The following is a 14,206-nucleotide window of genomic DNA, read 5'->3' on the forward strand; positions in this document are numbered from 1 at the left end:
GTTCTCTTTCCCGTCGGCGTTCGGCCGGTGGACCGATCGGGTCTGACCAACCCGCACACGCGCCACCCGCCGTCCGGCTATCGTGCAGACCGTACCGCGACTGGGAGAGCAGCGAGCCGAGAATGGCATCAACACCCACCACCAAGTCACAGGTCCAGGCCTACCGCTTCGTGCTGCGCAGGATGCAGTCCGCCCTGGTCCGCAGAGACGCGGTGATGCTGCACGACCCGATGCGCACGCACTCGCGCGCGACCGCGGTGGGCGTCATCCTCGGTGTGATCGGCCTGATCGGCTTCCTGGTGTTCGGCTTCTTCTCGCCGGACCCGAAGATCGACGACGAGACCCAGATCGCGATCAGCAAGGAGACCGGCCAGGTCTACGTGGTGCGGCGCGGCCCCACCCAGCTGATCCCGATGACGAACCTGGCGTCCGCCCGGCTGCTGATCCTCAACACGCAGAGCCCGGACAAGTCCCAGCAGGGCGTCGGCGGCGGCGACGCGCAGGCCGGTGGGCTCAACGCGGCCCCGTCGGCCGCCGGCGGCGCCCCGAAGCTGGTCACCGAGAAGGCGTTGGCACGGCTGCCCAAGGGCAGGCTGACCGGTATCCCGGACGGCCCGGACGTGCTGCCCGCCAAGCCGGAGGAGCGGATCGGCCCCGAGTGGGGCGTGTGCGACACGCTCGACCTGGACGACACGCTGAACAACCCGGCGTCCAAGGGCAAGTTCGAGACCACCGTGCTGGCCGGCATGAGCGGCGGCCGACTGCTGGACGGCAACAAGGCGCTGCTGGTCCGCGCGGGCACCGACGACAAGCAGGCGTACCTGATCTACAAGGCCCCGGTGAACTCGAAGATCACCTCGACGTCGACCGTGCGGGCCAAGGTGGACCTGACCAAGGCGGACGTGCTGACCGCGCTCAACCTGCGCGGCAAGACGGTCCGCGCGATCAGCTCCGGCCTGCTCAACGCGATCCCCGAGGCGAAGCCGCTGCGGGCGCCGGAGATCCCCGGCCTCGGCGACCAGGTGAACTACATCACCGGCGCCAACCTGGAGGTCGGCGACGTGATCGAGGTCGTGCGCACCGGTGCCGACCCGGTGTTCTACGTGGCGCTGAAGGACGCGCTCCAGGAGATCAGCCGGGCGGCCGGCGACCTGATCCGCGCCGCCTACGCGCAGGGCGCGGACGCCAAGCGGGTCGACATCGCCCGCATCGACACCAAGAAGCCGGCCCAGCCGCTGGACTTCCTGGACTACCCGACCGAGGTGCCGGACACCCTGGAGCCCAACCAGAACAACCGGGTGGTGTGCCTGAACTGGCGGGCCGAGAACGTCAACGCGGACAACAGGTCCCAGCACACCCAGGTCACCATCGCGCCGTCCCTGCCGGTGCCCGGCGACGCGGTCGCCGTGGACATCAACCAGGTCGGCGCGACCGGCGAGGTGGTGGGCAAGTTCATGATGGCGCCCGGCAAGTCGGCCGTGGTCCGCTCGGCGACGTCCACCCAGGACTTCCGCAGCGGCCCGATCCACCTGGTCACCGGCCGCGGCGTGAAGTACGGCATCCCGGACACCGTGGTCAGCGGCGCGCTGGGCCTGGGCGACCAGTTCACGCCGGGCCCGGAGGCCATCCTGCGCCTGCTGCCCAACGGCCCGCAGCTCAACCGGACCGACGCGGCGCGCAGCTGGGACTCCATCCCGGTGCCGAAGAACCTCAGCCAGCTGCCGGAGGACCAGCAGAAGAAGGCGTCCGGCGGCTGATCGGCCTTCCTGCTCCCTTCGGCGGAACCGACCCCGGTCGGGCACCGTCACAGGGGGCAGGGAGGTGTCCGGTTTGAACGAGGTGTCACGACCCGCCGCCCCGGCGCGCACCGGCAGGATCGCCGTGGACGCGCGCTGGGTCGAGCTGTACGCCGAGCGCGTGGACGAGGCCGCGGAGGAGCTGTCCCGCGCCCGCGCCGAACTGCGCTCCGCCCCGGTGCGCCCGGAGAGCTTCGGCGAACTCGGCCGGACCCTGCGCAGCGCCGAGGCGTACCGCCGCGCGGCGGGCGTGCTGGACCAGCAGCTGGACCGGGCCTGCGAGGTGCTGGCGTCGGCGGCGCGCGGCCTGCACGAGGTGGCCGAGCACTACGGCTCGCAGGACGAAGAGGCCCTGGCGTTGATCAAGAAGGCGGACCGACGGCTGGGGGGCTCGTGACGCGCGGCGAGGACGGCCGGCAGATCGCCGCCGCGGTCGGGCCGGAGCTGGACTACCTGTCCGGGGTCAGCCGCCGGCTGGGCGTGCAGGACCTGGTGGAGGACTACTTCACCCCGGTGGTGGGGTCGTGGAACGACCTGCACGACGAGGCCGGGCGGTGGCGCAAGGCCGGGCTGGTCGCCGAGCACGTGACGCGGGACCTGACCAAGCCGCTGGGCAGGCTCGACTCGGCCTGGCAGGGCAAGGACGCCGATTCCTTCGTGGCGCACATGCAGTCGGTCGGGTTGGCCGGGCACGACATGTCCGACGCCATGCACGCCATGGGCGACGCGCTCGACCAGACGGCCGACGCGATCCGGGACATCGTCGAGGACATGTCCCGGGTGTTCGCCGAGGCCGCCGACACCGTGTCCGGCGCGGCCGCCCTGCCGCTGGACGGGGACCGGCGGGTGGTCGAGGCCCTGGAGGAGCTGCGCGACCCGGCGAAGGAGCTCCACGAGTCCGTGCGGGACGTCCTGGAGGCGTTCCTGCGGCTGTGCGACGGGGTGTCGGGCGCCTCCGGCTTCGCCGACGTGAAGATGGAGCACAAGTACCCGGAGCAGGACTGGACGTTCACCGAGCCCGCGAAGCCCGGCTCCGACAAGCCCGCCGGTGGCGGTGCCGCGGTGGCGGGTGCGGTCGGTTCCGGTGGTGCGGCGGCAGGCGGCCCGCCGGCCGGTGGTGCGACGGGCGGCGCTTCCCCCGGCGGTGGTGGCGGTGTCGGTGGTGGTGGCGTCGGTGGTGGCGGGGTTCCCGGTGGCGGTGTCGCGGGTGGCGGTGTTCCCGGTGGCAGCCCGGCGCCGGAGACCCGGCTCGCGCCGGGGGGTTCGACCGCCGTCCAGGAGCCCCGACCTTCCGAAGCCGGGCCACGACCCGCTGCGGCCGCGGCCGGCGGCGGTGGCGCGGCGCACGGTGGTGTGGCCGGCGGCATGGTCGGCGGCGGCATGATGGGCGGCATGGGCGCGGGCGGCCAGCAGGGCGGCGACAAGGACCACAAGTCCAAGGTCCGGATCACCGGGACCACCGAGGAGCTGTTCGGCAAGCCCAAGAAGACCGCTCCGCCGATCGTCGGCGAGGACGACTGATCCGGATCCACCGTACGAACCGGAATGGGCCCCCCGGTCGGGAGGCCCGTTCTTCGTGTCCGTAGGTCGCCGCGGCTCGGCTCACGCCCCGCCCGACAGCTAGCTGACGCTGCGCTTGACCGGGGTGCGGCGGGCGCGGTTGCGGTTGACGGTGTGGACGATGAACAGGGTCAGGAGCAGCAGGCCCACGCCCGCGCCGGTACCGGACAGCGCCACGATCAGCGGGGTGTGGTTCGGCGGCTCCAGCGGGTCCAGGTCGGTCATCACCTGGGCCGGCGCGCTGGGCTTCGCGCCCTTCTCCGACGGCAGCTCCGCGGTCAGCGCCGCCACCGGGTTGATCATGCCGGCGCCGATCTTGTGGTCCCGGCCGTTCGGGTTGCCGGGGTGCTGGGCCGTCGCCTTGATCCGCTCCATCACCTGACGCGCGTTGAGGTCCGGGAAGCGCTGGCGCACCAGCGCCACCACGCCCGCCACGTACGGCGACGCGAAGCTGGTGCCCTGGATGCGGTTGGCCCCGCCGCGCTCGTCGAGGCGCACGTTGGACAGGCCCTGGCCGGCCGGGTCCAGCGTGGTGATGTCCTCGCCCGGTGCCGCGACGCTGACCCACGGGCCCCAGACGGAGAAGCTCGACACGACGCCGGTCACGCTCATGGAGGCCACCGACAGCACGTTGTCGGAGTACCACGGCGGGGACGCGACGACGTTGACGTTGTCGATGTTCTGGTTGTCGTTCTGCACCGAGCAGCCGTCCTCGGGCTTGCCGATGTTGCCCGCCGCCGTCACGATCACGACGTTCTTCTCGTTGACCGCCCAGTGGATCGCGGCCTGCAGCTCGCGTTCCTGCTCGCTCGGCTCGTGCGGCGGCTCGCAGGCGGTCAGCGAGATGTTGACGACCTTCGCCTCGGCCTCCACGGCGGCCACGATGGCCTCGGCCAGGGTGCGGACCTTGCCCGCCGAGGCGCGGTTGTCCACCTTGGCCGGGTCCTCGAAGTGGTAGTGGTCGCTGGTCTGGCGGAACGCGATGATCTCCGCCTCCGGCGCCGCACCGACGAACCCGGTCGCGTCGTCCTTGCTCGCCGCCGCGATGCCCGCCACCTCGGTGCCGTGGCCGTCGCAGTCGAACGTGCCGCCCTTCTCCGTCTCCACGTAGTCGCCGCCACCGGTCACCCGGCCCTTGAGCCGCGGGTGGTTGGCGTTCACGCCGGTGTCGATGACGGCCAGCTTGACGCCCGCGCCGGTGGCGAAGCGGTGCGCCTCCTCCAGCCGCAGCTGCATCTGGCCCCACGGCTTGTTCGGGATCGGACGGTCGCCGGTGCCGGAGGTGATGCAGAGGGTCTTCTGGGTGTAGTTGACGTCTTCGGCCGGGGGCTTGAACGGCTTGAGGTAGCTCATGTCGACCGGCGGCGGAACGGAGTTCGGCCGGGTCGGCGCGGTGGTCGTCGCCGGCTGCGCGTACGCGCCGGGCGAGGTCACCAGGGTCAGTGCCACGGCGGTCGCGGCGGCGACCTTGCGTGCGGTCCGGTTCATCGGGTCACGCCGGGATCAGCTGGCGCATCGCCACGTACAGGTCCATCACGGCGAGCGCCAGCGGCAGCACCGCGGCGATCAGGATGGCCTCCAGCACGTCGACGGTGCGGCGCAGCACGGGCGAGAACTTCTGGTGGGGGAAGATCACCCCGAGCACCAGGGCGCCCGCGCCGACCACCACGAGGGTGCCGAACACGAACAGCAGCCGGTCGCCGGGGCTCGACTCCACCAGCCACCCGACCAGCACGCCGGTGCCCGCGACCATGCCGGACACCAGCAGGGCCACCGCCTGCGCGCCGTTGGCGTACGCCCGGCCGCGCAGCAGCAGGACCAGGGTGACCACGATCGCCAGGATCGGGCCGAAGACGGTGTCGGCGCCCGCCGCGATCACCGAGAACACCGCGGCGATGCCGCCGCAGCCGATGATCATGCCGGTGAGGTACTCGTGGGCGTTCGCGGTGCGCCGCTCGATCACCGCGTACTCCGGGAAGCCGGTGTCCTCCTTGAGGTCCTCGGCACTGCCCGGCACGGTCGGCAGCGGCAGCTTGGCCAGCTGGATGGTGAGCCGGGGCAGCATGGACAGCGCCGCCAGCGACACCGCCGCGGTGGCCGCCGCGATCCCGACCACCGGGTGGTCCACGAAGATGCCGATGAGGAACGCCAGGCCGCTCAGCGCGCCCGCGGTGGCCGCCGCGATGAACACCGTGATGCCGCGCCCGATGAGCAGGATCGCGGCGGACGCGAAGATCAGCACCAGGACGCTGGCCAGCAGCAGGTTCGGCCGGCCGATCGCGCCCGGCACGGTGTACAGGCCCGCCACGTAGGCCATCGGCAGGCCGCCGGCGGCGGCGATCAGCACGCCCGTGCCGACCGCGTTGTAGGAGCGGGCGATCACCGCGCCCGCCGCGAGGGCCACGATCGCCGTCGCGCCCGCGCAGATCGCCGGCCACAGGCCGCTGCCGCCGACCAGCGGGCCGGACAGCAGCACCGCGACGGCCGCCACGATCAGCGCCAGCGCGCCCGCGATGTGGCCGTACCGGCGGGCGGTGTCCTTGGTCCACGGCCGGAAGCTGTCGGGGTCCGACTCGGCGATCGCGTCGACCACGTCGTCGTACAGCGGGGGCGGCGGGTTCTCGTTGCGCTTGCGCAGCTGCAGCAGCTCGCCGTCCACCACGCCGAGCGAGGCCAGCGTGCGGCTCGGGTCGAGCGGGCTGTCGCCCAGCTTGGCCAGCGTCCACCCACCGTGCCGCACGCCACCGTCCGGAGTGGCCTCCTTGGCCATGTCCAGCAGCATCGGCAGCAGGTCGGCCACCGCGACGTCGGCGGGCAGCGCGACGTCGATACGCGTTCGCGGCGCAACCACCGTAACCCGGCTGAACACCGTCGTACCGGTCGCCACCAGCGCCCCCTAAGTCCTGATCACGTGTGTGCTTGTGGGCCGTGCCGACCTTATTCGTCCGCTCGGCCGCCCACCGGGCGGCCCCAAGTATGGCCGCAGCGCGCGTCTCATCAGGGCGGTTCGGCGCAACACGTCCGCCGGCGATTTTGCCGGACCCACCTTCGCCGGGGGAAGCGATGCGCCATAGTGTCGTTGCGACTGGTGGGCGCACCCCCGCGTGCGTAGGTACGAGAGTGTGAAGAGGTGCCTGTTAGGTGAGCACGTTGCAGTTCAAGCGCACGGCACGCCTTGCTGCTCCCCGCCCGCCCGGCGGCGAGGTCCACCTCGAACCACCGCCCGAGGTGCCCAGGATCATCCCCGGCAACATCATGATGAAGGCCATGCCGGCCGTCATGATCGTGTCGTCCGTCGGGATGATGGTCTTGATGTTCAGCTACAGCAACAAGAATCCCGCCGCGATGATCATGCCGGGCATGATGATGATCTCCACCATCGGCATGATGGCGGGCGGCATGGGTTCGGGCAAGGGCCAGAAGAAGGCCGAGATGAACGAGGACCGCAAGGACTACCTGCGGTACCTCGGCCAGATGCGGGACCGCGCCCGCGAGGCCGCCAACGAGCAGCGCGCCGAGCGGGAGTGGGTGCACCCCGACCCGCAGATGCTGTGGTCGCTGGCCACCACCCGGCGGATGTGGGAGCGCCGGCAGAACGACCCGGACTTCTGCCACCTGCGCGCCGGTCGCGGCTCGCAGCGGCTGGCGACCCGCCTGGTGCCGCCGCAGACCGGCCCGGTGGAGGAGCTGGAGCCGATCGCGACGCTGGCGCTGCGCCGGTTCGTGCGCGCCCACTCGCTGGTGCCCGACCTGCCGATCTCCATCGCGCTGCGCGGCTTCGCCGCGGTCGGCCTGCTGGGGGAGATCAACGAGAAGCGCGGCCTGGCCCGCGCCCTGCTGGCCCAGATGGCGACCTTCCACTCGCCGGACGACCTGCTGATCGCGGTGGTCACCACCGGCCGCACCAAGGCCGAGTGGGAGTGGATGAAGTGGCTGCCGCACGTGCAGCACCCGAACATCGTGGACGGCATCGGCCAGATGCGGATGATGGCGGGCTCGCTCGCCGAGGTCGAGCAGATGCTCGACGAGCAGCTGCGCGACCGGCAGCGGTTCACCCGCAACGCGCCGCCGCCGGCCGACCAGCCGCACGTGGTGATCGTGATCGACGACGGCGACGTCACCCGGGAAGAGGCCATCATCCTGGAGGAGGGCCTGGTCGGGGTCACCCTGATGGACCTCTCGGAGTCGCTGGGCAACCTGACCGCGCGGCGCGGCCTGCGGCTGGTGATCGAGGACGGCAAGCTCGGCGCGCGCAGCGCCAGCGGCGTCGAGTGGTTCGGCGCCCCGGACTGGCTGTCCGTGGTGGAGGCCGAGGCGCTGGCGCGCCGGCTCGCGCCGTACCGGGTCGGCGGCGTCGAGGCGGGTGGCAGCGACGAGGACCCGCTGTCGATGAGCAACAACCCGCCGCTGATCGAGTTCCTCGGGCTGCACGGCGACCCGATGACCTTCGACGTGCAGCAGGCGTGGCGGCCCCGGCCGGTGCGCGACCGCTACCGGGTGCCGTTCGGCATCGGCGAGTTCGGCCAGCAGGTCGAGCTCGACATCAAGGAAGCGGCCATGGAGGGCATGGGCCCGCACGGCCTGTGCATCGGCGCGACCGGTTCCGGCAAGTCGGAGTTCCTGCGCACGCTCGTGCTGGGCCTGCTGGCGACGCACTCGTCGACCACGCTCAACATGATCCTGGTCGACTTCAAGGGCGGCGCGACGTTCCTGGGCCTGGACAAGGCCCCGCACGTCGCCGCGACCATCACCAACCTGGCGGGCGACCTGACCCTGGTCGACCGGATGAAGGACGCCATCGCGGGCGAGGTGTCGCGGCGCCAGGAGGTGCTGGCCAAGGGCAACTACAAGAACGTCTGGGACTACGAGAAGGCACGCGAGAACGGCGCCGACCTGGACCCGCTGCCCGCGCTGTTCATCTGCATCGACGAGTTCTCCGAGATGCTGACCGCGAAGCCGGACTTCATCGACATCTTCCTCCAGATCGGCCGCGTCGGCCGGTCGCTCCAGATGCACATGCTGCTGGCCTCGCAGCGCCTGGAGGAGGGCAAGCTGCGCGGTCTGGACACCTTCCTGTCCTACCGGATCGGTCTGAAGACGTTCTCCGCCGCCGAGTCGCGCGCCGCGATCGGGGTGCCCGACGCCTACGAACTGCCGCCCATCCCCGGTTCCGGGTACCTGGGCGTGCAGGGTTCGCCGCTGACCCGGTTCAAGGCGCTGTACGTGTCCGGCCCGTACCGGCCCGCCGGCATCCAGGTGGCCGGTCCGTCGGCCGTGGTGTCCAGCGACAAGCGGCCCCGGTTCTTCGTGCCGGACTACGTCGAGATCCCCAAGGAGCCGGTGAAGCCGCTGGAGCCGGTCAAGCAGGCGAAGAAGGAGGACGACAGCAACGAGCCCAGCGAGCTGGAGGTCATCGTCGAGCGGCTGGTGGGCCAGGGCCCGCCGGCGCACGAGGTGTGGCTGCCGCCGCTGAACGAGCCGCCGTCGCTGGACACCCTGCTGCCGCCGTTGCAGGCGACCGAGGACCGGGGCCTGACCTCGCCCGGCTTCTTCTCCAACAGCAAGCTCCAGGTGCCGCTGGGCGTGGTGGACAAGCCGTTCGAGCAGCGCCGCGACCTGCTGTGGGCGGACTTCTCCGGTGCGGCCGGCCACGGCGCGGTGGTGGGCGGTCCGCAGTCCGGCAAGTCGATGATGCTGCGCACCCTGATCACGTCCATGGCGCTCACCCACACCCCCGAGGAAGTGCAGTTCTACTGCCTCGACCTCGGTGGCGGCACGCTCGCCGCGCTGGAGAACCTGCCGCACGTCGGCGGCTTCGCCTCCCGGCTGGACGTGGACAAGGCCCGCCGGATGGTGGCCGAGCTGACCGGGCTGATCTCCGAGCGGGAGCTGCGGTTCCGCGCGCAGGGCATCGACTCGATGGTCGAGTTCCGCAACCGCAAGCGGCGCGGCGAGATCCGGGACGACGACTTCGGCGACGCGTTCCTGGTGGTCGACGGCTGGATGAACTTCCGGCAGGAGTTCGAGACGCTGGAGCCGCAGGTCCAGGCGCTGGCCGCGCAGGGCCTGTCGTACGGCGTGCACGTCGTGGTCGCGGCCAACCGGTGGGCGGAGATCCGTCCCGCGATGAAGGACCTGCTGGGCACCCGGTTCGAGCTGCGGCTCGGTGACCCGAGCGAGTCCGACGTGGACCGCAAGGTCGCGGTGAACATCCCGGCGGGCCGGCCGGGCCGCGGTCTGTCGCCGCAGAAGCTGCACTTCCTGACCGCGCTGCCGCGCATCGACGCGTCCTCCGACGCGGAGAACGTGGCGGCGGGCGTGCAGGACATGATCGCCAAGGTGAACGGCGCCTGGCGCGGCCGGCGCGCGCCGCAGGTCCGCCTGCTGCCCGACCTGCTGCCGCACGCCGACTTCATGGCCCAGGTGCAGCAGCAGCGGCCGAACCGGGGCCACCTGGTGCCGATCGGCGTCAACGAGGACGCGCTGGCACCGGTCTACCTGGACTTCGACGCCGACCCGCACTTCATGTGCCTGGCCGACGGCGAGTCCGGCAAGACGAACCTGCTGCGCACCATCGTCCGCGGCATCATGAACAGCTACACCTCCAACGAGGCGCTGATCATGCTGGTGGACTACCGGCGCACCATGCTGGGCTACATCGAGACGGACCACCTGCTGTCCTACGCGGTGTCGTCGGCGCAGCTCACCGACATGGTCAAGGACGTGCGCGGCTCGATGGCGGGCCGGCTGCCCGGTCCGGACGTGACCCAGGAGCAGCTGAAGAACCGCTCCTGGTGGAAGGGCCCGGAGCTGTTCGTGGTGGTGGACGACTACGACCTGGTGGCACCGCAGGGCGCGCAGAACCCGCTGCAGCCGCTGTCGGAGTTCATCCCGCAGGCCAAGGACGTCGGCCTGCACATCGTCGCGGTCCGCCGCATGGGTGGTGTCTCGCGCGCCCTGTACGACCCGATCCTGGGCAAGCTCAAGGAGATCTCGGCCCCGATCCTGGTCGGCTCCGGCTCGAAGGAGGAGGGCGCGATCGTGGGCAACCTCAAGGCGTCGCCGCAGCCCCCCGGCCGGGGCACGCTGGTCACCCGCAAGCTGGGGCAGCAGCGGATCCAGGTCGCCTGGATCCAGCCGGACTGAGTTCGGCGGAACGCCCGGACACGCGAAAGGCCCCGCCGCGGCGGGGCCTTTCGCTCGAAGTCGCTCGAAGTCGCTCGAAGCCGTGCGGGGACGTGCGGGGACGTGCGGGCTGGGAGGTTCGACCGCAGCCGCGGGCTCACCCGCAACCGGGTCGCCGCCACCAGGCAGGCCGCCACCCTGGGCCGACTCGGTGACACACGCGGGTTGGCCTGCGACCACCACGCAGCCCGTGAAAGCGTAGGGGCGAACCTTGGTCATCTCGGACGAGCTGGACCACGGCGCAACGGACGAGCTGCGGGGGAAGGTGGCCGCACTGCGCTGACCCCGCCGGCGTCCGGCGGCACATCCCGCCGGAACGCACATCCCGCCGGAACGCAGACCACGAGGAGGAACCGGCACGCAGCGACCGGGGCACCCCGCCCCGTTCCGGGACGACGGGAACGGGTGCCGCCACAGCCGCGCGACCACCGCGGCGAACACGACAACCGAGCCGTCACCGCAGGTGCTCCGATGGGGGAGCGTCGAGAGCACCTGCGGCGGCGGCGCCACCACCGCGAGCCGGTCCGCGTATCGGCCCCCCTGACTGCGACACGCGGACCTGTCGGCCGGCGGACCCCCCTCGAACCGATTCGCCGGCGCGTGGCTCCTGGGAGCGGTGGTGAACGACGTCCACTCTGCGCGAGTCGGCTCACATTCGGCTCACAGCGGACTCACCTGGTTGGAGTTGTTCGTGTCTGTCCAGTTCGGGTTCCCCGGTCCGCCGCGCGTGCGGGTCGGCGGACGGGAGCCCCTGCCGCCCGCCGGACCTGCCCCGGCGACCGGTCCCGGGGGTGTGCGATGACGATGGAGTTCAGCGTGCTGGGACCGCTGGAGGTCCGGCGGGACGGCGAGCCGGTCCGGTTCCCCTCGGGCAAGGTGCGCACCCTGCTGGCGGTGCTGCTGCTGCGGGCCAACAAGGTCGTCCCGGTGGACGAGCTGGTGGAGATCCTGTGGGAGTCGGGCGCGCCGAACCCGAGCCGCGCGCGGGCCACCCTGCACATGGTGGTGACCCGGCTGCGGCAGGCGCTCGGCGAGCCGGACGCGGTCCGCGCCGCGTCCGGCGGCTACCTGCTCGACGTGCACCCCGACCGGCTCGACCTGCACCGCTACCGGGCGCTGACGGCGGCGGGCCGCTACCACGAGGCGCTGGACCTGTGGCGCGGTGCGCCGCTGCCGGACGTGAAGTCGGACGCGGTGCACGCGAGCGCGATCGCGCCGCTGCTGGAGGACCGGCTCGGCGTGCTGGAGCAGCGGGTGGACGCCGACCTGGCGGCCGGGCGGGCGGTGGAGCTGGTCGCCGAGCTGCGCGAGCTGACCCGCGACCACCCGTTGCGGGAACGGTTCTGGGGCCAGCTGATGCTCGCCCTCTACCGCTCGGGCCGGCAGGCCGACGCGCTGGCCGCGTACCGGGAGGTCCGCGAGCTGCTGGACGCCGAGCTCGGGGTCGAGCCCGGCCCGGCGCTGCGGGAGCTGCACGAGCACATCCTGATCGCGAACCCGAGTCTGGCCAAACCCCGGCAGGCGGTCACGGAATGCTCCGTGCCGCGGATGCTGCCCGCCCGCAACCCGCATTTCGTGGGCCGTTCCACCGAATTGGCGGAATTGACCGCACAGCTCCCGAAGGTCGGCCACCGCAAAGGCGCGCCGCGGGTCGTGACGATCGCCGGAACGGCCGGTGTCGGCAAGACCACGCTGGCCGTGTACTGGGCGAACGAGGTGGCGGAGCACTTCCCGGGCGGGCGGCTCTACCTGAACCTGCGCGGTTTCGACCCGACCGGTGAACCGGTGCCGCCCGCCGAGGCGGTGCGCACCTTCCTGGACGCGTTCGAGGTGTCACCGGAGGCCATTCCGGCGAGTTTCGACAAACAGGTCGCGCTGTACCGGAGAATTCTCGAAGAACGCGCGGTGCTGATCGTGCTGGACAACGCGCGGGACGCCGAGCAGGTGCGCCCGCTGCTGCCCGGCGACTCGCGCTGCTTCGTGATCGTCACCAGTCGCGACCGGCTGGCCGGGCTGGTCGCGAACGAGGGCGCCCACCCGGTGCCGCTGGCCATGCTCGACCCGGTCGAGAGCACCGCGCTGCTGACCCGCCGACTCGGCGAGGACCGGGTGTCGGCCGACCCCGCGGCCACCGCCGAACTGGTGGAGCACTGCGCCGGCCTGCCGCTGGCGCTGGCCATCGTCGCCGCCCGGGCCGCCATCAACCCGCACTTCGCGCTGCGCGGCATGGCCGCCGAGCTGGCCGACGGCCGGCACCGGCTGGACTACCTGGACGCGGGCGACCCGGACGCCGGCGTGCGCAACGTGTTCTCCTGGTCGCACCGGTTCCTCGGCCCGGCGGCGGCCAGGCTGTTCCGGCTGATCGGGCTGAGCACGGCGGTCGACACGTCGGTGCCCGCCGCCGCGGCGCTGGCGGGCGTGCCGGTGCCGGAAGCGGCGGCCGCGCTGGCCGAGCTGACCCGCGCCCACCTGCTGTTCGAGCAGCACCCCGGCCGGTACACCACCTACGACCTGCTGCGCCGGTACGCGGCGGAGCTGGCGGCGGCCGAGGAAGCCGAACCCGACCGGGACGCCGCCGTGGAGCGGCTGCTGAACTGGTTCCTGCACACCGCGTTCGGCGCGAACCGGTGGCTCAGGCAGGACATCAGGCCGCTGACCGTGGAACTGCTGGACGGGGTGCGACCGCTGGAGTTCGGCTCGTTCGACGAGGCCGTGCACTGGTTCGACGTGGAGTGCCACAACCTGCTGCCGGCGGCCTGGGACGCGTTCCACCGGGGCTGGTGGCGGTACCTGCCGGCGCTGAGCACGAACATGTGGCTGTTCCTGAACCTCCGGTACCGGCAGTCGGACACCATCCGGCTGTGCGACAGCGCGATGGTCGCCGCGCGGCACCTGGGCGACCTGGCCGCCGAGTCCGGTGCGATGAACAACCTGGGCGTGGTGTTCGGCCGGCTCGGCCGGTTCGACGAGGCCATCGGGCACCTGACCGGCGCGCTCGCGCTCGGCGAGCGGGCGGAGGACCCGCGCAACACCCGGATCGCGCTGAACAACCTCGGCATGGCCTACAACGCGGTGGGCCGCGCCGACCTGGCGCTGGACTGCCTGACCAGGGCGCTGGAGATCTGCCGGGCGCAGGAGGTGCGCACCGGCGAGGCGGTGCTGATGGACACCCTGGCGACGGTGCACCGGGCGCTGGGCGAGCGGGAGCGGGCCGTCGAGTGCCTGGAGCAGGCGCTGCGGCTGAACCTGGACAACGACGACCTGTACTCGGTGGGCATCAACCTGGCCAACCTGGGGCGGCTCCACCACGAGCTGGGTCGTACCGCCGCCGCGACGGACGCCCTGGAGCGCGCGCTGGAGCTGAGCCGCTCGTTGTCCGACCGGCACAACGAGGCGCTCGCGCTCGCGTGGCTGGGTGACGTGCTGGACGGTTCGGGCGATGTGACGGGGGCGTGCCAGCACTGGCGCGCGGCGTTGGCCATCTTCAAGGAGCTGGACGCGCCGGAGACGCGCGAGCTGGGGGTGCGGCTGCTGGCGCACGCCCCGGTCCAGGTGTCGACCGGATGAACGTGCCGACGGTCGGATCCGACTTCCCTGGGCCGCCGGCGGTGGCCCGGCGAACTCGGCGCGCACCCCGGTCCCCGGCCGCGCGACCTGCACCCCGC

The 14,206-nt window shown here is 72.1% G+C and carries 7 protein-coding genes; 5 read left to right on the top strand and 2 right to left on the bottom strand.

What is annotated here, in order from left to right:
• The first annotated feature begins 122 nt into the window (after positions 1–122).
• From eccB to FHS29_RS07235, 3 genes are all read left to right on the top strand, one after another.
• Positions 123–1,757: a type VII secretion protein EccB gene (eccB, locus tag FHS29_RS07225; RefSeq protein ID WP_184689417.1), complete on the top strand. Its 1,635-nt coding sequence runs from the start codon at positions 123–125 to the stop codon at positions 1,755–1,757.
• Positions 1,758–1,839: 82 nt separating this feature from the next.
• The gene (locus FHS29_RS07230) at positions 1,840–2,193 is read left to right on the top strand and encodes a hypothetical protein (RefSeq protein ID WP_312864834.1); all 354 of its coding nucleotides are present in this window, start codon (positions 1,840–1,842) and stop codon (positions 2,191–2,193) included.
• Positions 2,190–3,317: a WXG100 family type VII secretion target gene (locus FHS29_RS07235; protein WP_184689421.1), complete on the top strand. Its 1,128-nt coding sequence runs from the start codon at positions 2,190–2,192 to the stop codon at positions 3,315–3,317. Before FHS29_RS07230 ends, FHS29_RS07235 begins: the two co-directional genes overlap by 4 nt.
• Before the next feature lie 99 nt (positions 3,318–3,416).
• On the opposite strand, the gene mycP is transcribed toward FHS29_RS07235, so the two are convergent.
• Together mycP and eccD are read right to left on the bottom strand one after the other, a co-directional pair.
• On the bottom strand, positions 3,417–4,844 hold the full coding sequence (gene mycP / locus FHS29_RS07240) for a type VII secretion-associated serine protease mycosin (RefSeq protein WP_184689423.1): 1,428 nt from the start codon (positions 4,842–4,844) through the stop codon (positions 3,417–3,419).
• A gap of 4 nt (positions 4,845–4,848) precedes the next feature.
• Positions 4,849–6,243 carry a type VII secretion integral membrane protein EccD gene (gene eccD, locus FHS29_RS07245; RefSeq protein ID WP_184689425.1) on the bottom strand — a complete coding sequence of 465 codons (1,395 nt, stop codon included), beginning with the start codon at positions 6,241–6,243 and terminating at the stop codon, positions 4,849–4,851.
• 254 nt (positions 6,244–6,497) lie between these two features.
• On the opposite strand from eccD, the gene eccCa reads away from it, so the two are divergent.
• Entirely contained in the window at positions 6,498–10,502 is a 4,005-nt protein-coding gene (eccCa, locus tag FHS29_RS07250) for a type VII secretion protein EccCa (protein ID WP_184689427.1), read from the top strand.
• Positions 10,503–11,339: 837 nt separating this feature from the next.
• Positions 11,340–14,108: an AfsR/SARP family transcriptional regulator gene (locus FHS29_RS07255; RefSeq protein WP_184689429.1), complete on the top strand. Its 2,769-nt coding sequence runs from the start codon at positions 11,340–11,342 to the stop codon at positions 14,106–14,108.
• Positions 14,109–14,206 lie beyond the last annotated feature (98 nt).

Source organism: Saccharothrix tamanrassetensis, from assembly GCF_014203665.1.
GTDB lineage: Bacteria > Actinomycetota > Actinomycetes > Mycobacteriales > Pseudonocardiaceae > Actinosynnema > Actinosynnema tamanrassetense.

What these genes read in the sequence shown, in the direction of transcription:
- eccB (WP_184689417.1), top strand. Translation starts at nt 123, where the DNA reads ATGGCATCAACACCCACCACCAAGTCACAGGTCCAGGCCTACCGCTTC.
- mycP (WP_184689423.1), bottom strand. Translation starts at nt 4,844, where the DNA reads ATGAACCGGACCGCACGCAAGGTCGCCGCCGCGACCGCCGTGGCACTG.
- FHS29_RS07255 (WP_184689429.1), top strand. Translation starts at nt 11,340, where the DNA reads ATGACGATGGAGTTCAGCGTGCTGGGACCGCTGGAGGTCCGGCGGGAC.